The organism is Bradyrhizobium sp. (assembly GCF_027451485.1).
Classification (GTDB): Bacteria; Pseudomonadota; Alphaproteobacteria; order Rhizobiales; family Xanthobacteraceae; genus Bradyrhizobium.
Map to the genome: position 1 here is coordinate 48,315 of NZ_DAIDJE010000156.1, position 20,432 is coordinate 68,746.

Sequence of the window (20,432 nt, forward strand, 5' to 3'; positions counted from 1 at the left end):
GTCAATGTAAACATTCGCCGTTGCGGTTAATTCAGCCTTCGCTTGCGATAAGTGACAAAGGAAAAAGCCGCGCTGTCATCGGGACCGGCTGGGTGTTCGGTCCGCGTCACCTCGTCCCAGCTGGCCCTGTCGATTGGCCCAAAACGAGTGTCGCCGGGAGGAGCGATATGAACTTCGGTCACCTCCAGGCGATCGGCGAAAGCCATCCATTGGGCGTAGATCTCCGCCCCGCCGATCACGGCGATTTCAGTGGCGAAACGCCGCAGCGCGTCACCCCTCGCAACGTCCAGCGCCTGGCCCAGCGACGTCGTGACGACCGTGCCGCTCGCGCGAAAGGCCGCATCCCGCGTCATCACGATGTTGGTACGCCCGGGCAAGGGACGGCGCAGCGACAGGAAGGTCTTGCGGCCCATCACGACCGGCTTGCCGATCGTCAGCGCCTTGAAGCGCATCAGGTCGGTCCTGAGCCGCCACGGGATCGCGCCTTCCGCACCGATCACGCCATTATCGGCGACGGCGACGATGAGCACGATCTGCATACTAGTGGTCCGATCCTAACATTCGTGTCCCTGCTCCGCGGCACCTTTTACAAACGGATTTGAAATTTGCTCGTCCAGCGCGCGACCTATGGATAGCGAGCGTACAATCAGCTCCACTGGCGTGCTCCTTCCGCGAGCGCGTGGAGCGCAGGGCCGGCCACTTTGCAAATGGTCCAATCGTCAACCAGCACTGCGCCAAGCGACTTGTAGAACTCGATCGACGGCGTATTCCAGTCGAGCACAGCCCATTGCAGGCGCGACCAGTTGTTCGCCACGCACTCCCTGGCGAGGTGCGACAGCAGGGCCTTGCCGATTCCCTTGCCGCGCAGCGTCGGCCGCACGAACAGATCTTCAAGATAGAGTCCGGGCCGGCCGGCGAACGTCGAGAAATTCATGAACCAGACGGCGAAGCCCGCGACCTCGCCGTTCCATTCCGCGATCTCGCAGAACAGCCGCGGATGGGCGCCGAACAGCGCATCGGCGATCATCGCCTCGGTCGCCTCGACCTCGTGCAAGAGCTTTTCATATTCGGCGAGTTCACGGACCAGCGCGAGCACCACGCCTGCTTCATCCGGGTGCGCACGACGAATTTCCAGACTCACACCGCGACCTCGGCCTTGATGTGCGGATGCGGATCGTAGCCCTCGAGCGCAAAGTCTTCAAAGCGGAAGGCAAAGATATCCTTCACGTCGTGATTGATCCTCATGGTCGGCAGGGATCGTGGCGCGCGCGTCAATTGCAGCCGCGCCTGCTCGACGTGGTTGGAATAAAGATGCACGTCGCCGAACGAATGCACGAATTCACCTGGCTTCAACCTCGTGACCTGCGCCACCATCATGGTGAGCAGCGCGTAGGAGGCGATGTTGAAGGGAACGCCCAGAAACACGTCGGCCGAACGCTGGTAGAGCTGGCAGGAGAGTTTGCCGTTCGCCACATAGAACTGGAACAGGCAGTGGCACGGCGGCAGCGCCATCTGATCGATTTCGGCCGGATTCCACGCGCTGACGATCAGCCGCCGCGAATCCGGATTTGTCCGAATCATCTCGATCACGTTTGCGATCTGATCGATCTTGCGCCCGTCAGGCGCGGGCCATGAGCGCCATTGCGAACCGTAGACCGGACCGAGATTGCCATTGGCGTCGGCCCATTCATCCCAGATCGTGACGCCATGGTCATGCAGATATTTGACGTTGGTATCGCCCTTCAGGAACCAGAGCAGCTCATGGATGATCGCCTTCAGCGGCAGCCGCTTGGTGGTCAGCATCGGAAAGCCCGCCGCCAGATCGAAGCGCATCTGGTGACCGAAGATCGAGATCGTGCCGGTGCCCGTGCGGTCGGACTTTTCGACGCCGTCGGCCAGGATTCGTTCGAGCAGGTCGTGATACTGGATCATGGTCTTGTGGCGTTCCGAGGGTGGTGCCGGCCCTCACGGCGCAGGTTTAAAGGCGAACTTTTAGCGGTCAGGCGCGGGCTTACCTACGGCGATTCGCCTTTATACCCTGAAAAGTGAGCATTCGGCCGGGCCTCGGCAAGGCGGGAACCAGCGAGGCGTCCGTCGATTCCTTATCCGATCAGGCCGGCAAAGCCGGCGCAGCCGCCGGCGAGAAGCATCCAGAGCGGGTTCAGCCTGGTTACGGAAGCCAGCATCGCGGCACCGACGGTGACGAGGACCGCGACCACGGTCCGGTCGGAGGTACGCGCCAGAATGAAGCCGCTTGCGCCCATCAGCCCGATCGACAGCGGCACCAGTGCGGCCTGCACAATGCCGGGCCAGCGCGCCTGGCTCGCACGCGTCAGGAAGCGGCTGACAATCAGGGCCAGCACCGCTGTCGGCACGCACATCGCAACGGTGGCGACCAATGCACCGAGCAGCCCGGCGACCGAATAGCCGATCAGGGTCACGATCAACACGTTCGGCCCGGGCGAGAGTTGCGCGATCGCATAGACGTCGGTGAATTGCTGGTCGGAGAGCCAGTGGTTCACGTCGACGGCGACACGGTGCATTTCCGGAATCGCCGAATTGGCGCCGCCGACCGCAAACAGCGACATCGCGGCGAAAGTCCAGGCCAGCGTGAGGACGGGATTGGAATCAGAATTCATGCCGCCCTCCGCATCCACCAGGTGATTGCGATCGAGATCGGGATCGCGGCCAGCAGCACGGCCGCCAGCGGCAGGCGGGCGATGCCGATCGCAATGAAGACCGCGACCATGAGCAAGAGCGCAATCACGTCGCGCCGCTTCAAGAGCGGCGTCATCATCCGGAAGACCACGGCGAGCATCAACCCGATGGCCGCGCAAGCGACCCCGGAAAGAATACGGCGCAGCGCATCGATATCGCCATAGCGGTGGTAGAGCACACCCATAACGACCATGATCAGAGCGGGCGGACCGACCAGCCCGGAGAAGGCGGCAACAGCGCCCGGCAGGCCGCGCAGCCGCGAGCCGAACACGAAGCTCAGGTTGACGATGTTGGGCCCGGGCAGGAAATGGCAGAGCGCAAAGGTTTCGTTGAACTCGTCGGCCGTCATCCATTTGTGCTGGTCGACGATGCCGCGCCGCGCCCACACCAGGACGCCGCCAAAGCCCGCCAGCGACATTTTGGCGAAGGCGATGAAAAGCGTGAGCAGACTGGGGGGCGAGGTCGAGATATCCGGCGCTGCGAGGGCGGCTGATGACGAATCCGGGGGCATGGCCTCATTTAAAGGCAGGCTCCGAGGCGGCCAACCCTTATTCCGGCATATCCACCTTTCCTGGTGGTCCGACACCGAAGTTCGTCCGGTTTTGCGACTCGCCTTTGCGAACCTCGGAATCCACAACTAGCCTATTGAATCCACAGCTAGCCCATTTGTTGACCCGGTTTCGCTTTGGTGGTCCGCGTGACGGCAGCGGCAAAAATGCGACTTTTGAACCGCAAAACCGGACTCCCTGAGGCGCGGTTTCCTCAAAATCATGTGTTTCAATTGATTTTGCAGCACTGTCTTTCTCAACCTTTGCCCCCTATATTGGAGATGCCGGCTTGCCGGCTATGGAAATAAATGACCGTCGCAATAAACCATTCGGACCCGGGGGCAGTACCCGGCGCCTCCACCAAAGCCTGCCAAAGAAAAAGCCTGCCAAAAATCATGTCCGGCGGGCTTCGGCGGGGGCGAAATAGGATCGACGAGGGCGTAAAGGGCGTGTTTTTTCTCGGTATGGTTCCGCCGATATCGGGCCATGCAATAGTTGCAAACGACAACTATGCTCCGGTTGCTCAGGCTGCGTAACGCAGTTTGAAAGACCACTTTAAAGTCCTGGCGGGTTAAGCTCCGCTAGGCGGGGTTCGGAGGCACCTGGCAACAGAAGCCTCCACTTTCCTTTTATGACCCTTCCTCGTCCCGGCTTCCGGGCTGCTGACCTCCGCGTTCAAGCAGGGTACGATGCTGGGAACCCGTCCCGAGTCGGGCGCGGCGGCAGCCGGCCTCCACGGGAGATAGACATAAATCCTGCGACAGGACCGATCATGGCGACCGATCACATCCGATATGACGTACTGGCCCGCGACGCACTGCGCGGGGTACTGCGTCGCGTGCTGGCGGATGCCGCCGAGCACGGCCTGCCGGGCGACCACCATTTCTTCATCACCTTTGCTTCGACCGCCGAGGGGGTGAAATTGTCGCCGCGATTGCTCGCGCAGTATCCGGAAGAGATGACGGTCATTCTCCAGCACCAGTTCTGGGATCTGGTGGTGACGGAGGATCGCTTCGAGGTCGGCCTGTCCTTTGGCGGCGTTCCCGAGCGCCTTGTCATTCCCTTCAGCGCCATCAAGAGCTTCTTCGATCCTTCGGTGCAGTTCGGTCTGCAATTCGAGATGGGTGATGCGGAGCCCGCCGCCGCGGAAGGAAGTCCGGCTGCGCCTTCGTCTCCGCCGTCCGCTCTGCCGGCGCCCGAGAAGGAAACCAGGGACGGGCCGGAAAAGCCCACCGAGGGCGCCGAGGTGGTTCGTCTCGACCGCTTCCGCAAGAAATAACGCCCGCTACCCACTCGCTTACGGCGCCGACAGTCCATAGGTAGGATTTATGGCCCGCCCGAAACGTTCGTCCCCGTCAAAATCGACCGCAACACGCACCGAAACCGACAGTTTCGGTGCGATCGAGGTCGATGCCAGCCGCTATTGGGGCGCGCAGACCGAACGGAGCAGGCAGAATTTCCGCATCGGCCACGACCGGATGCCGATCGAGATCATTCGCGCCCTCGGTATCGTCAAGCTCGCCGCGGCCGAAACCAACCGTGAGCTCCGCCTGCTGGACCAGCGCCGCGCGCGGGCCATCATCCGCGCCGCGCGCGAGGTGATCGATGGCCGGCTGGACGATCACTTTCCGCTGGTGGTCTGGCAGACCGGCTCCGGCACCCAGACCAACATGAACCTCAACGAAGTGATCGCCAATCGCGCCAACGAACTGCTGGGCGGCAAGCGAGGCGCAAAATCGCCGGTGCATCCGAACGATCACGTCAATATGAGCCAGTCGTCCAACGACTCGTTCCCGACCGCCATGCATATTGCCGCCGCACTTGCCATCACGCACGATCTGTTGCCGGCGCTGACGATGCTGCATCGTGCACTACGGGCAAAAGAGAAGGCGTTCGCCCGCATCGTCAAAATCGGCCGCACCCACACGCAGGATGCGACGCCACTGACGCTCGGCCAGGAATTTTCCGGCTATGCCGCGCAGGTCGAGCACGGCATTGCTCGGATCCGCGTCGCGCTGAAGGAGCTTTATCCGCTGGCGCAAGGCGGCACCGCGGTCGGCACCGGGCTGAACTCGAAGCCCCGGTTTGCAAAAGCCTTCGCCCGCCAAGCCGCGAAGCTCACCCGCCTGCCCTTCACGAGCGCGGTCAACAAATTCGAGGCGCTCGCAGCCAACGACGCCTATGTATTCGTGCATGGCGCGCTGAATGCAGCGGCGACCGGCTTGTTCAAGATCGCCAACGACATTCGCTTCCTCGGCTCGGGCCCCCGCTCCGGCCTCGGCGAACTCATCCTGCCTGAAAACGAGCCAGGCTCCTCGATCATGCCCGGCAAGGTCAACCCGACACAGTGCGAAGCCGTCACCATGGTGTGCTGCCAGGTCTTCGGCAATCAAACCGCCATCACTACCGCCGGCAGCCAGGGCCATTTCGAGCTGAACGTCTATAAGCCGCTCTTGGCATATTGTATGATGAATTCCATACAACTGCTGACGGACGTGACCCGTTCTTTTACGGAGCACTGCGTCGAGGGCATAAGGGCCGACGAGAAACGCATTCACGAATTGATGGAGCGTTCGCTGATGCTGGTGACGGCACTCGCACCGAAGATCGGCTATGATAATGCCGCTAAAGTAGCCAAATCCGCGCATGGGCGCGGTACAACCTTGAAGGAAGAGGCGATCAGGCTTGGGTTTGTTTCCGCAGAAGAGTTCGAGCGTCTGGTGAGGCCGCGCGAAATGACTCACCCTGGATGAACGCGCAGGGCACCATGCAGCGCGCCGCTGCTTTTTATGCTTGGAGAATTTATCTGGCCGAAGAATTATGCTTCATTGTCTTTTACGGCGGCGTTCGCCCGTGCTAGTGGTTCAATTGTGACATTTGCACCCCCTTTTCAGCAGGCACTTTTGCCAATGTTAGAATCGAAGGACCGCTAGCCGACAATTGACATTCGCAGCGAGCGTCTTCGGCGCGGTGAGTAGCGAATGTCAAATCCACTCCACGAGAGCAAAATTTATTTCGAAAATCGAACCGCGACATTTGCGATCAAGCTGCATAATGAGGAATTGATAGATGAGGATCGAGCTGGCTTACACATCTCCCTCGAATTTGTATGCAAGGCGAACCTTCCCGCTTTCGTCGATTGATTGCACCGTCGCAGCGACGATCGGAATTGCGTGACGGAGGCCGGCATGGGTGAGGTCGTTAATCTCAAGCAGTTCAAGAAGCGCGCGGCGCGCGACCGCTCCGAGCAGGATGCCGCCACCAATCGCGCGCGGTTCGGCCGCACGAAAACCGAACGCGGCCGCGACGAGGCGCGCAACAAGCGCACGCGCGAGCTGCTCGATCAGCATCGCATCGACGGCGGAGAAGCATCATGAAGTCGCCCGTCGTGAAGCGGTCGATCGTGGTCGCTGGACACAAGACCAGCGTCAGCCTGGAAGAAGCGTTCTGGAACGGGATGAAGGAAATCTCGGGCCTGCGGAACATCACGCTGTCCGAGCTGGTCGGCGAGATCGACAGCAACCGTCAACAAGGCAATCTGTCTTCGGCGATCCGGCTCTTTGTGCTGGATTATTTTAGGACCCGCGCGCAAGCCGCTGCACCGGCGGCGATGGAATCAAACCCTCGCCACGACGGTCCCACCCAGCCGCGCACCTGAAGCGGCACGGGAACTGACGAAGCTTCCGATCGGGTCGATCACGCTCGTGCGGGCGACCGTTGCGGCTGCTCCAAGAATTGAATGGTTCAAAAGGCAGGCCGCGTGGCGGCCACGGGCGGGGTCAGCACCAGCGGCGGCCTCGGCTTGGCCGGGCGCGGCGCCGGCCGAACCTCGATCGGCGGCGGCAATGGCGGCGGCACCTGCTGGGCCTGCTGGCTCACGGCAGGGGAATTGTGGACCGGAGCTGCGTTCATGGCTGGAGCATTGGCCATGGGCGGAACGGCGAATGGCCGTGGCGCGCTCACTCTCGGCTTTGCTGCCGGCGCATGTGGCGCTTCGGCGGACGGAGGGGATGGGGTCGCGCCCGGAGGGTTCGGTGAGGCCGGCGCAATCGATGCCGGGGCCGCCTCGCCGCGTTCGATCGAATCCAACCGCTTGGTCTCGCGATCGATTGCCCTCACCGCAAGCCACGACGACAGCGCCGCGACATCGACGGTGCGATCGAGCCTGTCCGGCGGCCCGGCGGCGAAAATCTGGATTTCCGGCGGGCTCGCCTGTCCGGTTCCAATTCCGGGAGCAGCGAGAGTGGCGCGAATGTCGGCCTGGTCTGCCGGGATATCGTAGCCGCCGGAGACGATGGCACGAACACCATCGGACTCGAGTGCGGTCGCGCCGACGCGCAGCCGGCCATCGTGGATCGTGAACGGGATCTGCGCCGATGCAACCAGGAGCGCACCGCCCGACAGCGCCGGCTCGACGATCTTGCGCAGGCGAAGGTCGTCGGTCGGCCGTCCTTCGTCGCTGGTGCGGATGGCAACATCGAAGGCGCGGGGATCGAGACCTCTGATACGGGCTGCCTCCAGCGTCACGGTCCCGCTTCCCGAAATCGCACCGATGAGAGCGGACGCACTGCGACCCTGGCTCGCCAGCGTCATCTGGGCCGAGATGCGGCCGGCCGGCATCGCCAGCGCACGGTAGCGCAGCGCGGAACCATCGACCCCGGCAAGCGCCACGCGGCCATTGAGCGAAAGTCCGGCAGCACCTTGCATGGCTTGAATATTGCCACTCGCCTCGCCGCCGCCGATCCCGCCCTTGATGCCGTCGATCACCAGGGATTGACCGTCGCCCTTCATGATGCCGCTGAGCGGGCGCAATTCGCTGCCACCCGGCAGCACGGCGCGCAGGGCCTGAAACGCAATCTGCCCGTGCCAATTTTTCACGAAACCGCTGCCGAAGGGTTCGGACGCATCGCGGCCGGCCGCGCCTGTCACCAGGCCCAGGGCCGGCTCCAGATCCAGGGTGTCGAGACCGAGTTCGCCGTCGATGTTGCGCTCGCCGTCCAGCGTCACTGCCAGGCGGCCACGCAGCCGCGAGCCCGCCATCGCGCCATCGATGTCGTCGAAAGTCACCTTGCCGTTGGCAAGAGCGATCCGCGACGTCAGCCCGACATCACGCGCGAGCTTGTCGGACGGCTTGAGGTCGAACAGCGGCGAAAGGTTGAGGCCGTGGGCCTTCAGCGAGAGATTGGCTTGAAGGGCCTTCAGGTCCATTGCCTTGAACGGATCGGCGGTGCCGTGCGTTTCGGCCTCGAAGTCCGCACCCTTCAGATCGAGCTTCACGCGGAGCGGCTTGCCCCAGATCCCGCTGATCGAGCCCTGAAGCTGCGCCGGTCCATCGCGGGCGGCGATCGCGCCGTCGAGTCCGAGCAAGGCGAGAAGCGGCGTGCCCTGTTCCGATGATATCCTGGCGTCGACCGCGACCTCGCCGTGCATGAGCCCGTCGAGATCGGCATCGCGCAGGCTTGCCGTACCCGGCTTCGCCGCCACCGCGACAGAGCCCTTGAACTGGGGCGCGTCGAGATCGATCGAGGCTTGCGCATTGGTGCGGTCGCTCTGGGCCGCCCCTTTGTCGATGGCCAGCGCGAGTCTCGCATGCGCCGGGCCCGGAGCGAGCTTCATCGCGTCGAGCCGCGAGGCAAGCTTTGGCCACAGCGGCGCGATGACGCCCGCGATCTGCGACATCGAGGGGGCACTTGACTCGAGCGCGAGGCTGCCGGTCGCGTCAGCGCGGTCGAAGGCTCCGTGTCCCTCCAGCATGACGCCCGCGGCCTCGCCGACGTTGAGGGATTCCAGCGTCCACGTCTTCGGGTCATAGCCGAGCTTCGCCGCAAACGGATGCAGGTCCTGGCCGGCCGATATGGCATGATCGATCTGGAGCGAAAGCTTGGCTTGCTGCGGCCAGTCGCCTTGCGGACCGAGCACCGCGCGCGCAAAGGCAGCTGCGGAATCGACGTCGAGGCGACCGGCTTTCAGTGCCGCGCCGAGCACCGTGCCACCTGACGTTTCATGGGTCAGGGCAATCCGCCCCGCGACTGTCCCGCCATCGAGTTCGCATTTGACGTTCTCGATCACGAAGCTGTTGCCTGCGATGTCGACGTCGCCGCTCAGGCGAAACGGATTCTGGCTTCGATAGGCCGGCTCGGTCCGTCCCTGCAGCCACATCACCAGCGCCTCGGGGTCGGATGATTCAATCGAAAGCGCGCCCTTGAGATGGCCCGACTTCGGGTCCGGGGTCTGGCCGCTGAGCAATACGTGGGTCGCGCCGGGCGCGCGAACGTCGAGGCGATCGATCGTCCACGATTTTGTATCGGTACGCAGCTCGGCCTCGATGTTCTGCAGGCTGCGGCCGCCGAGCACGATCTGATCGGTCGAGAATTCGAGCTTTGCCGGAATCGGCGTATCCGGGAGGGCACTCATCAATTTGCGCAGCACGGGCAGCACCCGAACCGGCTCGACGGCACTCTCCTTCCCGTCAGAAGGCTTGACGCTACCGGGCTTGACTGCGCTTGCGGCGGGCGCGGCTTCCTTTCCGGCAAATCGATCGGCGTCGAGCTGCCGCGCGAACAACGCCGCGCGCAGCAGCGGCGACGCGCCGAAGCGAATTTCGCCGGTGCCGGCAACCTTGAGCGCGGCATCCTCGGCGCCATAGCTCGCCTCGATCTGCTCGAGCTTCGCCGCGGCATGGTCGGCCTTGACCTTGGCGGAGATCCGCCAGGGCGGGCTCGGCTCAGCGCCCCTGTCTCCCCTGGCGCCGGCCGACGCTGCCCAGGTGATGGCGCCGTCAAAGTGCGGAATGCGTCCTTCGAAATTCAAGGTGCCGTCGAGATCGGCCGAGACAGGACGCTGGCTGGAATCGACGACCAGATGCAGCCGGGTGCCGTTGCCGTCCGGGTTCTGACCGGACGAGACGCGGAACGGATAGCGAGTGCCGGAAACGCTGAAATTGCCGTCACCGCGCAACGAGCCGGCCAGCGACCGGACATCGCCGGAAAAGGCGATATCGTTGAGTTCGAGCGTGCGATGGCTGAGCGCGTCGTGCAGCGCGACGCGCCCGGTGAGGTGCAACTTGTCGATAGCAAGCGAACCGAGGTTGAACTTTCCGCTCCCGGCGGGCCAATCGATCGCGCCTTTCGGATCAAGCCCGAGGTCAAGCGCCATGCCGCCGACGGTGAGTTCGGTGGCGCGCCATTCGCCGCGCATCAGCGAGCCAAGGCTGAATTCCACGTCGAGCTTGTCGGCCCGCACCTTGCCGAGATCGTTGGCGCCGCCGACCACCACCGAGCGCAGCCGCAATGTCGGCGACGGCAACAGGCGCGCTTCCAGCTCGCCGGACACACGCACCGGCGCGCCGATCACCTGCGTCGCTTCGGCCTCGAATTGCGGCCGGAATTGATTCCAGTCGACGAAATACGGCCCGATCAGCGCCGCGACCAGCGCAATGATGAAGGCAATCGCCAATCCGAGCAGCGTCGTCTGCACGGTGTCTCCTTTGGAGGACGCGGGACTCACACCTGGCGGGCGCCGCTTGCGCCACAAGCCTTAAGCCCAATAACCAATCATAAACAGCGGCATGCCGCCGGGCCTATAGATGCCGCGTCTAATATAGAGAGAACTGTGGCGAAGTCACAGCGGCTTGGCGTGAGAACCGCTCACCAGCTGGCCGGCAGGCGCTTGAGACCGCGTAATACGAAGGTCGGACGCCATTCCGGGTTCGCCGCGTCATCCAGCCGCAGGTCCGGCAGGCGCCTCAGCAGGGTCGAGATGGCGATTTCGGCCTCGATCCTCGCCAGTTGCGCGCCGAGGCAGTAGTGAATGCCGCCGCCGAACGACAGCGGACGCACGTTAGGCCTGACGATATCGAACCGGTCCGGACGATCGGGATAGATTGCCGGATCGCGATTGGCCGAGCCAAGCAGGCAGAGCACGGTTTCCCCCTTGCCGATCCTCCTGCCGCAGAGGTCGTCGATGTCTTCCAGCGTCACCCGGCCGGTCATCTGCACCGAGGAATCGTAGCGCAGGATTTCCTCGATCGCGCCTGCGATCAATTCCGGCTTTGCCTTCAAGAGCGCAAGCTGATCCGGATTGCGGTAAAGTGCCAGAAGCCCATTGCCGATCAGGTTCACCGTGGTCTCGTGGCCGGCGCCGAACAACAGGATGATGTTGGCGGTCAGTTCCTCGTTGCTGAGCTTTGAGCCGTCTTCCTCGGCCTGCACGAGCTGCGTCGTCAGGTCGTCTCCGGGCTGTTTCCGGCGCAACTCAAACAGCTGGTGGAAATACATCTGCGCCATTGCATTGGCAGCATTGCCCTTCGCAATTTCGTCGGGCGAGAGCGGGACCGGATCGAGAATGCGGCCGCCGTCGCGCGTGCCGGCATGAAACGTCGCCCGGTGCTCCTCGGGAATGCCGAGCATGTCGCAGATGATCGTGACGGGCAGACGAAAGGCGAAATCCTCGATCAGGTCCATATGCCCGTTCGGGATCACGCGATCGAGCGTCTGATCCACCACCTCCTGAATTCGCGGCCGCATATCCTCGACGCGCCGCGCGGTGAAGGCCTTCACCACCAGCCCGCGCAGGCGGGTATGATCCGGCGGGTCCTGTTGCAGCATCCAGTGGCTCATCGAACGGAAGATCGGCTCTTCCATGATCTTCGGGCCATAACGCCGAACCGATCGCTCGACGAAATCCTTGCCGAAGCGCTTATCGCGCAGAATTTCGCTCACGTCGGCATGTCGGCTGACGAGATACATGCCGTGCGGCGTGACGTGCACGGGATCGAGCCGGCGCAAAATATCGTAGTGCGGATAGGGATCGCGGATGAAATCGGGCGACAGTGGGTCGAACAGCGGCACGGCGGCCCCGGCCTGGGCGTGCTCATTCATCGGCGTCCTCCTCCCGGTACTACCGGAAATGTAGGGGGCTTATAACCGAAGATGAAGGTCCTGGGACCATCATACGCTAATCGCTAACCCGGCACCCGATGCAGGCGGCCAGCGACCGCACGGACCTTGCGCGGCGAGGCCAGCCAGACCGAGAGCGCCGAAAACCCGCTCATGCCGATGCCGATCGTAAAGGCGAGCGTGTAATTTCCCGTAATGTCATGCAGCAAGCCGGTCACCAGCGGACCGGCCGCGCCGCCGGCCAGCGCCACGAACATGATGGTGCCGAAAATGCTGCCGTAATGCCTGCCCTGGAAGATTTCAACCACGACTGCCCCCATGATCGATGTCAGGCCGTAACCCAGCGCGCCTTGCGCGAAAACCATGACATAGATCAGCAGCATCGAATGGACCTGCGCCAGCGCCATCAGCGCCGCGAAGCAGATCGCGAAACCCGCGCAACTGATCGCCCACACCCATTCGCGCCCGATCCGGTCGGAGACGTGACCGAGAAAGATCTGGCCGGGAATGCCGAGCAGACTGACCGCACCCAGCGACCATACCCCGACCGCCGGGCTGAAGCCGATGTCGAGCAGATATTTGGTCTGATGCACCTGCACCGCGTACCAGATGTAAAGTCCACCGAAATAGCCGACTGCAAGCCACCAGAAACGCGCGGTCGCGAGCGCCCGCGGCAAGGTCCAGTCGATGCTGGCCCATTGGCGATCGATGACATTCGATACCGGCTTTGCCGCTGAAGCCGACGGCGCGGCAGCGCCATCGGGCAGCAGCCCGAGATCTTCCGGCCGCTTGCGCAAGAGCAGGTTGATCGGCGCGAGCACGACCAGAATCAGGATGCCCATCGCGGTACAGGCGGTGCGCCAGCCGCCTCTCTCGATCATGACCTGTACCCAGGGCAGCAGCGTCATCGAGCCGATGCCGACGCCGGCAAACGCGAGTCCGATCGCAAGTCCCCGGCTGCGAATGAACCAGTTGGGCAGAAACAGCGATTGACCGGAGTAACCGAGGCAGACGCTGCCGGCGCCGACCAGCACCCCGATGGTGAGATAAAGGTGCCAGGGCTCTTTCGTCAGCGGAGCCAGCAACAGCCCGCTTGCCATCAGCGCGACGCCGAGCTCCATCACGGTGCGCGGACCGAGCCGATCCATCAGGCGGCCGATCAGGGGGCTCGCGATTCCCGAGACCACGAAGCCGAATGAAAACGCGCCGGCGGTCACGCCGCGGTCCCATCCGAATTCGCCAAGGATCGGAGGAAACAGCAGCGAAAAGGCGGTACGAGCGTTGACGCCGATTGCCATGGTGACAAAGGTCACCGCGATGATGATCCAGCCGTAGAAGAATGGAAGTCGCATCGAAGGGGCCTTCGCATGTCTGGGGGAATTTGTAACCGCATCCCTGTGAGGGGTGGCGACCCGGCTTGGCTTGCGCGGCTGGCTACTTCCGGGTTTAGGTCCGGCGCGCGCGTAGTCGCCGAGACGGAAGCAATCCACTTGAACTAACCTGCTTTTTGCCGGATCGGGTGTCGCTAACGCTCCTCGCAATGACGAGAAGAAAGGAGTAAGAGTCAGGCAACGATACAGTTTGTTCAATGACCTTGGAGGTAAAAGATGGCGCTGGGTGTCAAGCATATGATGGAAGCCGCAAATGCCGCGGTGCCGAAGATCTCGGCGGCCGAGGCACGCGAGAAGCTTGCAAAAGGCAACACGCTGCTACTGGATATACGGGACGGTACCGAAGTTCAGGCGAGCGGCAAGGCTGCAGGCGCCATCCATGTCTCGCGAGGCCTCCTGGAATTTCGCGCGGACCCGGATTCGCCGACCCACGACAAGAATTTTTCAAGGGAAAAGGTCGTCCTGATCTATTGCGCATCCGGCGGCCGCGCCGCGCTCGCCGGCAAGCTGCTCAAGGACATGGGCTACAACGAGGTCTACAATATCGGGGGCTTCAAGGACTGGTGCGAATGCGGCGGCGCGGTCGAGAAGTAGTCACCGGCTACTGCGCCAGCAGCGGATGATCCCTCAGCACCTCCTCGCGAATTGACGGCGCCTGGATTGCGCGAAACAGAATTCGCGCTGTCCGCTGATCGTCCGCCATCAGGCACAAGTCGACGATCTGGCGCACGGCGGAATCGCGCAACAGGTCGTCGCCGATCTTCATCGCTGTCTCCATGGCGGCGCGCGCGGCGCGCTCGTAACGGTGAAACTCGTCCTGCCGGTTCTCGCTTTCGGGAGCGCCGGACTTTGTCGCGCTATCTGCGGCCGTGCGGCAGATGTCGCGAATGCGGTGCGCGGCCTCGATATCGCCGAGCGGCCAGACAACAGGCTCTTCCCATATCTCCTTGGGCTTGGGCTTGTTGAACCAGCGCAGCGCCATCGCGTATTCTTTCCAAGGCTTAACCCTGCCCGCGGATGGTCGGTGCAGATGGATTCACCCGCCGCACCGTGATCGGCGAGCCGTCGGATTCGAAACGCAACTCATATTTCTTTCCGCTCTTGTCGGTGGCGGAGCACACCACGCTCGTGATGTGGAGGGTAGCGAAATTGCCGAGCTGCACGCAGCGCCCCGCCGATTTCACGACCGCCGGCACCGGCAGGCCGTCGGACTTCGGGTGGTGCACCGAATTGAGCAGCATCCGGTCGACCGTCAGGTCATACAGATTTTCATTGGTCCGCCGGCCGTTTTCGCCGGAGAAAGAAATGATGTGACTTTGATCGGCGGGGTCGTCGAGCGCGATGGTGAAATAGGCGCGGCCGTTCACACTATGGGCATAGGCAACCGTGCGGCAGGCAAAATCACGCCCGGCCACCTTCAACGTGCTGCATGTTCCCGTCATCAGCGCGAACAAATCGGTGTCCGGCGCCTGCGGCTTCAGTTCGCCTGTCACATCACCGGCGTTGCCGGTCGTGGGCAGTGGCTGATTCTGCGCAGCGTCCATCGTCGAAGCCGGCAGGCGTTCGTCGGCGACCGCCGGTATCGGCGCGAGCATGAGAATGAGAGCAACGGCAATATTCCGGCACTGGCGCATCGTCATAACCGTCAATGATCTCATCCAAATGAGGCCGGAATTATTTTTCCCGGATTGAAGATGTTTTTGGGATCGAGCGCCTGCTTGATCGCGCGCATCGCATCGATCGCTGCGCCGCCAAGTTCGCCTTCCAGATATTTTTGCTTGCCCTGCCCGATGCCGTGTTCGCCGGTGCAGGTGCCGTCCATCGCCAGCGCCCGCTCGACCAGGCGGTGCATGAATTCCTCACCGCGCGCCATTTCGTCGGCATCATCGACATCGCAGAGCAGCGAGCAATGGAAATTGCCGTCCCCGACATGGCCGACGATCGGCGACTGCAGGCGCAGCCGCTTCAGATCGTCCTCGGTCTCCGTGACGCAATCGGCGAGGCGGGAAATCGGCACGCACACGTCGGTTGCCACCACACCGGATCCGGGACGAAGCGCCTTGACCGCCCAGTAGGCGTCATGCCGCGCCTGCCAGAGCTTGGTGCGGTCCTCGGGCCGCGTGGTCCAGGTAAAACCGAGGCCGCCGCATTCCTTGGCGATCTCGGCAAAATTCTTCGACTGTTCGGCGACGTCAGCCTCGCTGCCGTGAAATTCCAGGAGCAGCAGCGGCGTTTCCGGCAAGGTCAGCTTCGAATAGGAATTGCAGGCCTTCACCTGCTCGGCGTTCAACAGTTCGATACGCGCGACCGGAATGCCGGTCTGGATCGCCATGATCGTCGCCTGGCACGCGCCGCGCACGGTCTCGAACGAGCAGGCCGCCGCCGCAATGGTTTCGGGAATGCCGCGCAGGCGGATGGTCAGTTCGGTGATGATGCCGAGCGTGCCTTCGGCGCCAACGAAGAGGTGGGTGAGGTCATAGCCCGCGCTCGATTTCTTCGCCCGTGTGCCGGTCGTGATGATCTCGCCATCCCCCCGGACCACCTTCAGCGCCAGCACGTTCTCGCGCATGGTGCCGTAACGCACCGCGTTGGTGCCTGAAGCGCGGGTCGAGGCCATGCCGCCGAGCGAGGCATCGGCGCCGGGATCGATCGGGAAGAACACGCCCTGGTCGCGCAGATGTTCGTTGAGGGCCTTGCGGGTGACGCCGGGCTGGATCACGCAGTCCAGATCTTCGGCATGGACCGCAAGCACCTTGTTCATGTCGCGGAAATCGATGCAGACGCCGCCGGCGGGCGCATTGACCTGCCCCTCCAGCGAGGTGCCGGTGCCGAACGCGATCACGGGAACACCATGGGCGGCGCAGACGCGCACCACGTCCTGCACGTCGGCGGCCTCCTGCGCGAACACCACCGCATCCGGCGACTGCGATGGCAGCCAGGTGGTGGTATGGGCGTGCTGGTCGCGCACGGCCTGCGAGGTGACGAGGCGATTGCCGAAGCGGGCGGCGAGATTTTCGACGACAGCCGCGACCGCCTTGGGCTCGGCACGCTTCGGATTATTGGTGATAGTCATTCCCACTATGGAATCCTCCTAGTGGTCCGCTTCTAACATTCGCGCTCCGATGCAGCGAACATTATTGTAAATGTTAGAACCACTAGCAAATACGAGTTTCTCGTGGAGTTTTCGATGTGACATTCGCTTTCCGAGTCCTCGCGGCCAGCCGCGTCAGCGAATATCAGACCCACTCCACCCCGGGGAAATACCGTGGCAAAGGATATATAGGGGGTCAAGGGATGAGACGTAACGAGGAAAAATGGACACCATGACGACACATTCCGCCGCCGCCGAGGCCCAACAGGGACCATTTTTGTCCTCGGTGATGAGAATTGAGCCGCAATGGATTGATTACAACGGCCATCTCAATATGGCCTATTACAACGTCATGTTCGACCGGGCGATCGACGAGCTGTGGCTCGTGCTCGGCATCGGCCCCGACTACAAGAAGGCGCGCGGCAATTCGACGTTTACGGCCGAGTGTCACGTGCGCTATTTGCGTGAGATTCATCTGGGCGACCCCGTGCAGGTTGCCGTTTACCTGCTCGGCGCTGACGAAAAGCGCCTGCATTTGTTTGAGGAGCTGCGACACGCCACCGAAGGCTGGCTGTCGGCGACCTCGGAAACCATGACGCTGCACATCGACATGGAGCTGCGCAAGACCGCGCCCTTCCCGAGCGACGTCCGGGCCACGATCGATGCAGTGGCCCGCGCCCACGCGCAGCTGCCGAGGCCCGAGGGGATCGGCCGCAGCGTGAGCATGCCGAAGCGCTAGTTGGCTCTCAGACCCGCGTTCGGCCCCGCACGACCCCGACGACAGCGGAAATGATGAACAGCACCACCGCGATGAAGAAGATTGCCTTGGCGATCTCGATCGAGGCACCCGCGACCCCGCCGAAACCAAGAATGCCGGCGATCAGCGCGATGATCAGGAAGGTAACGACCCAGCCCAACATGACAGCCTCCGATTCAAAGTCGTAACTCCGGCGCGGCGCTTCTGGGCGCCGGCGGGGTATTGAAATAATCCTCTCCCGGAACATAGGTTCCCGCTCGCGCCGCGCTGTGATCAAGATCAAATCCTGCCGAGCGAGGCCAATGGCGGAGTTGCTTCGGGGCGGGATAACTCCTGTCAAAAAGGCCTCCCAAGCCCCATATGTCAGCCATTCCTGCTATGAAGGCTCCCCTTCGAGCGGCCTTAACTCCCCCCTCGAATCCTGTATTTGCTAGGGATGGTTAAGCGGAGACCGAACGCGAGATGACCGAGCCGAACCACCTGCCCCGCCATCACGTCCCGGACCACCAGCCAGTGGCTGGCGGGATTGCCGCGCGGGCACGGGCAGCGGCCACCCCGGCCTATCTTTCCCGCCTCAATCCCGAACAGCGCGAGGCGGTGGAAACGCTCGACGGCCCGGTACTGGTGCTGGCGGGGGCCGGCACCGGAAAGACGCGCGTCCTGACCTGCCGGATCGCCCACATCCTGAGCCAGGGACGGGCACGGCCCGGTGAAATCCTCTCTGTGACCTTCACCAACAAGGCCGCGCGCGAAATGAAATCGCGGCTGGCGGAGATGCTCGGCCAGGCGGTGGAAGGCATGCCGTGGCTCGGCACCTTCCACTCCATCGGCGGTCGCATCCTGCGCACCCACGCCGAGATGGTGCAGCTCAAGTCCAATTTCACCGTGCTCGATACTGACGACCAGGTGCGGCTTCTCAAGCAGCTCCTGCAAGCCGAAGGCATTGACGACAAGCGCTGGCCGGCGCGAATGCTGGCCAACCTGATCGACGGCTGGAAGAACCGCGGCCTCGGTCCGACCCAGGTGCCGTCGGGCGAAGCGGCCGTGTTCGCCAACGGCAAGGGCGGCAAGCTCTATGCTGCCTATCAGGAACGCCTGAAGATTCTCAACGCCGCCGACTTCGGCGATCTGCTGCTGGAAAACATCCGCCTGTTCCGCGAACACCCGGACGTGCTGCGTCAATACCAGCACCGTTTCAAGTTCATCCTGGTCGACGAATACCAAGACACCAACGTCGCTCAGTACCTGTGGCTGCGGCTGCTGGCTCAGGCGCCGTCGAAATCGTCATTGCCGGGCTTGCCCCGGCAATCCGTCGCTCCTGCTCAGGACGACGGATCACCGGGTCTCGATACTGCGCGTCGGCCCGATGACGACGAGAAGAATGTGGTCGGGCAGAGAGAGAGCAGCGCGCCAGCTCCCGCGCCCCGCAACATCTGCTGCGTCGGCGACGACGACCAGTCGATCTATGGCTGGCGCGGCGCGGAGGTCGACAACATCCTGCGTTTCGAGCACGACTTCCCCGGCGCGAAGGTCATTCGGCTCGAGCGCAATTATCGCTCGACCGGTCACATCCTTGCCGCCGCCTCGCACCTGATCGCGCACAATGAAGGCCGGCTCGGCAAGACCTTGCGCACCGAGGACGTCGACGGCGAGAAGGTCACGGTAACCGGCGCGTGGGACTCGGAAGAGGAAGCGCGCGCGATCGGCGAGGAGATCGAGCAGCTTCAGCGGGCCAAGGAAAACCTGAACGAGATCGCGATCCTGGTGCGGGCCTCGTTCCAGATGCGCGAATTCGAAGATCGCTTTGTCACGCTCGGACTGCCCTATCGCGTGATCGGAGGTCCGAGGTTCTATGAGCGCGCCGAAATCCGCGATGCGCTCGCCTATTTGCGCGTCGTCAATTCGCCAGCCGACGATCTCGCCTTCGAGCGCATCGTCAATGTGCCGAAACGGGGCCTGGGCGATGCCACCGTGCAGATGCTGCACGACCACGCCCGCAAGCGCCGCCTGCCGCTGTTCGAGGCGGCCCGTGCCGTGGTCGAAACCGACGAGCTGAAACCGAAGGCACGCGGCAGCTTGCGCGATCTGCTCGCGAGCTTCGACCGCTGGCGCGCGCAGGCCGAGGTGGCCTCGCATACGGAGCTCGCCGAAACCGTGCTCGACGAAAGCGGCTACACCGACATGTGGCAGAAGGACCGATCGGCGGACGCCGCGGGCCGGCTGGAGAATCTCAAGGAGCTGGTGCGCTCGATGGAAGAGTTCGAGAACCTGCAGGGTTTTCTCGAGCACATCTCCCTGGTGATGGACCGCGACGGCGGCGCCGAAGAAGAAGCGGTGTCGCTGATGACGCTGCATTCGGCCAAAGGGCTCGAATTCGACAACGTTTTCCTGCCCGGCTGGGAGGAAGGCCTGTTTCCGAGCCAGCGTACCCTCGACGAACAGGGCCGCGCGGGCCTTGAGGAAGAGCGCCGCCTCGCCCATGTCGGGCTGACGCGCGCGCGACGGCGCGCCAAGATCTATTTCGCCACCAACCGCCGCATCCACGGCACCTGGTCGACGACGATCCCCTCGCGCTTCCTCGACGAATTGCCGGCGCACAATGTCGAGATCACCGAATCCAAGGGCGGCTCGGGTTGGGGCGGCGCCGGCGGCTACGGCGCCTCGCGCTTCGACAACCTGGAATCCTTCGGCTCGAGCTACGCCACGCCGGGCTGGCAGCGCGCACAGGCCAACCGCGCGCGCGGCAGCGGCGGGCGCCAGAACTACGGCTTCGAGGAACGGCAGTCGTCCTACGGTTCACGTGACGCGGGCGGCTTCGCCAGGCAAAAGCGGGGGCCGCTGGTGATCGAAGGCGAACTGATCGCCAAGTCCACCGGAACGACCTCGGAGTTCAGTCTCGATGACCGGGTGTTTCACCAGAAATTCGGCTACGGCAATGTGGTGAAGATCGACGGCAACAAGCTGACGATCGCTTTCGAGAAAGCCGGCGAGAAGAAGGTCGTCGACAGTTTTGTGGAACGGGCGTGAGTC

Annotated in this window: 19 protein-coding genes and 1 other RNA gene; 8 read left to right on the forward strand and 12 right to left on the reverse strand. The window is 63.1% G+C overall.

All coding sequences use genetic code 11. The features are described 5' to 3' along the window. Positions 1–26: 26 nt before the first annotated feature. The 5 genes from NEZ08_RS19175 to NEZ08_RS19195 all read right to left on the reverse strand — a co-directional run bounded on the left by NEZ08_RS19175 (position 27) and on the right by NEZ08_RS19195 (position 3,229). Positions 27–539 carry a dihydrofolate reductase gene (locus NEZ08_RS19175; RefSeq protein WP_298110321.1) on the reverse strand — a complete coding sequence of 171 codons (513 nt, stop codon included), beginning with the start codon at positions 537–539 and terminating at the stop codon, positions 27–29. 107 nt (positions 540–646) lie between these two features. Further along, entirely contained in the window at positions 647–1,141 is a 495-nt protein-coding gene (locus NEZ08_RS19180; RefSeq protein ID WP_298110324.1) for a GNAT family N-acetyltransferase, read from the reverse strand. Further along, entirely contained in the window at positions 1,138–1,932 is a 795-nt protein-coding gene (locus NEZ08_RS19185) for a thymidylate synthase (protein ID WP_298110326.1), read from the reverse strand. Before NEZ08_RS19185 ends, NEZ08_RS19180 begins: the two co-directional genes overlap by 4 nt. Positions 1,933–2,102: 170 nt before the next feature. Next, a complete protein-coding gene (locus NEZ08_RS19190; protein WP_298110328.1) occupies positions 2,103–2,639 on the reverse strand; it encodes a chromate transporter in 537 nt (178 codons plus the stop codon). Next, on the reverse strand, positions 2,636–3,229 hold the full coding sequence (locus NEZ08_RS19195; RefSeq protein WP_298110330.1) for a chromate transporter: 594 nt from the start codon (positions 3,227–3,229) through the stop codon (positions 2,636–2,638). The genes NEZ08_RS19190 and NEZ08_RS19195 overlap by 4 nt, the downstream gene beginning before the upstream one ends. 281 nt (positions 3,230–3,510) lie before the next feature. Between NEZ08_RS19195 and ssrA the strand changes: the two genes are divergently transcribed. The 5 genes from ssrA to NEZ08_RS19220 all read left to right on the forward strand — a co-directional run bounded on the left by ssrA (position 3,511) and on the right by NEZ08_RS19220 (position 6,924). Beyond that, positions 3,511–3,889: a transfer-messenger RNA gene (gene ssrA / locus NEZ08_RS19200) on the forward strand. A 149-nt stretch (positions 3,890–4,038) separates the two neighbouring features. Further along, a complete protein-coding gene (locus tag NEZ08_RS19205) occupies positions 4,039–4,545 on the forward strand; it encodes an SspB family protein (RefSeq protein ID WP_298110333.1) in 507 nt (168 codons plus the stop codon). Positions 4,546–4,594: 49 nt separating this feature from the next. Next, positions 4,595–6,019 (forward strand): class II fumarate hydratase, encoded by a 1,425-nt coding sequence (gene fumC / locus NEZ08_RS19210; protein ID WP_298110336.1) that lies wholly within the window; start codon positions 4,595–4,597, stop codon positions 6,017–6,019. A 435-nt stretch (positions 6,020–6,454) separates the two neighbouring features. Further along, the gene (locus NEZ08_RS19215) at positions 6,455–6,643 is read left to right on the forward strand and encodes a DUF4169 family protein (protein ID WP_298110338.1); all 189 of its coding nucleotides are present in this window, start codon (positions 6,455–6,457) and stop codon (positions 6,641–6,643) included. Beyond that, on the forward strand, positions 6,640–6,924 hold the full coding sequence (locus NEZ08_RS19220) for a ribbon-helix-helix domain-containing protein (RefSeq protein WP_298110341.1): 285 nt from the start codon (positions 6,640–6,642) through the stop codon (positions 6,922–6,924). Before NEZ08_RS19215 ends, NEZ08_RS19220 begins: the two co-directional genes overlap by 4 nt. An 86-nt stretch (positions 6,925–7,010) precedes the next feature. Here NEZ08_RS19220 and NEZ08_RS19225 read toward each other — a convergent pair whose 3' ends face one another. The 3 genes from NEZ08_RS19225 to NEZ08_RS19235 all read right to left on the reverse strand — a co-directional run bounded on the left by NEZ08_RS19225 (position 7,011) and on the right by NEZ08_RS19235 (position 13,515). Then, entirely contained in the window at positions 7,011–10,742 is a 3,732-nt protein-coding gene (locus NEZ08_RS19225) for an AsmA-like C-terminal region-containing protein (RefSeq protein WP_298110343.1), read from the reverse strand. A gap of 170 nt (positions 10,743–10,912) precedes the next feature. Next, positions 10,913–12,145, reverse strand: a complete 1,233-nt coding sequence (locus tag NEZ08_RS19230) for a cytochrome P450 (RefSeq protein ID WP_298110345.1) — start codon at positions 12,143–12,145, stop codon at positions 10,913–10,915. Between the two features lie 83 nt (positions 12,146–12,228). After that, complete coding sequence (locus NEZ08_RS19235) at positions 12,229–13,515, reverse strand: MFS transporter (protein WP_298110348.1); 1,287 nt, start codon at positions 13,513–13,515, stop codon at positions 12,229–12,231. Positions 13,516–13,770: 255 nt separating this feature from the next. On the opposite strand from NEZ08_RS19235, the gene NEZ08_RS19240 reads away from it, so the two are divergent. Further along, the gene (locus NEZ08_RS19240; protein ID WP_298110350.1) at positions 13,771–14,148 is read left to right on the forward strand and encodes a rhodanese-like domain-containing protein; all 378 of its coding nucleotides are present in this window, start codon (positions 13,771–13,773) and stop codon (positions 14,146–14,148) included. A gap of 7 nt (positions 14,149–14,155) precedes the next feature. Here the strand turns inward: NEZ08_RS19240 and NEZ08_RS19245 are convergent, their stop codons facing one another. From NEZ08_RS19245 to NEZ08_RS19255, 3 genes are read right to left on the reverse strand one after another with little or no spacing between them, the layout of a single operon-like run. Beyond that, positions 14,156–14,536: a hypothetical protein gene (locus NEZ08_RS19245; RefSeq protein WP_367278433.1), complete on the reverse strand. Its 381-nt coding sequence runs from the start codon at positions 14,534–14,536 to the stop codon at positions 14,156–14,158. Positions 14,537–14,555: 19 nt separating this feature from the next. Next, positions 14,556–15,194 carry a hypothetical protein gene (locus tag NEZ08_RS19250; protein ID WP_298110523.1) on the reverse strand — a complete coding sequence of 213 codons (639 nt, stop codon included), beginning with the start codon at positions 15,192–15,194 and terminating at the stop codon, positions 14,556–14,558. Between the two features lie 14 nt (positions 15,195–15,208). Then, positions 15,209–16,633 (reverse strand): FAD-linked oxidase C-terminal domain-containing protein, encoded by a 1,425-nt coding sequence (locus NEZ08_RS19255; protein WP_298110353.1) that lies wholly within the window; start codon positions 16,631–16,633, stop codon positions 15,209–15,211. 244 nt (positions 16,634–16,877) lie between these two features. On the opposite strand from NEZ08_RS19255, the gene NEZ08_RS19260 reads away from it, so the two are divergent. Then, positions 16,878–17,384 carry a thioesterase family protein gene (locus NEZ08_RS19260; RefSeq protein WP_298110355.1) on the forward strand — a complete coding sequence of 169 codons (507 nt, stop codon included), beginning with the start codon at positions 16,878–16,880 and terminating at the stop codon, positions 17,382–17,384. Positions 17,385–17,391: 7 nt separating this feature from the next. Here the strand turns inward: NEZ08_RS19260 and NEZ08_RS19265 are convergent, their stop codons facing one another. Beyond that, positions 17,392–17,565 carry a DUF1328 domain-containing protein gene (locus NEZ08_RS19265; protein ID WP_298110358.1) on the reverse strand — a complete coding sequence of 58 codons (174 nt, stop codon included), beginning with the start codon at positions 17,563–17,565 and terminating at the stop codon, positions 17,392–17,394. Between the two features lie 299 nt (positions 17,566–17,864). Between NEZ08_RS19265 and NEZ08_RS19270 the strand changes: the two genes are divergently transcribed. Continuing rightward, the gene (locus NEZ08_RS19270; RefSeq protein WP_298110360.1) at positions 17,865–20,429 is read left to right on the forward strand and encodes an ATP-dependent helicase; all 2,565 of its coding nucleotides are present in this window, start codon (positions 17,865–17,867) and stop codon (positions 20,427–20,429) included. Positions 20,430–20,432 lie beyond the last annotated feature (3 nt).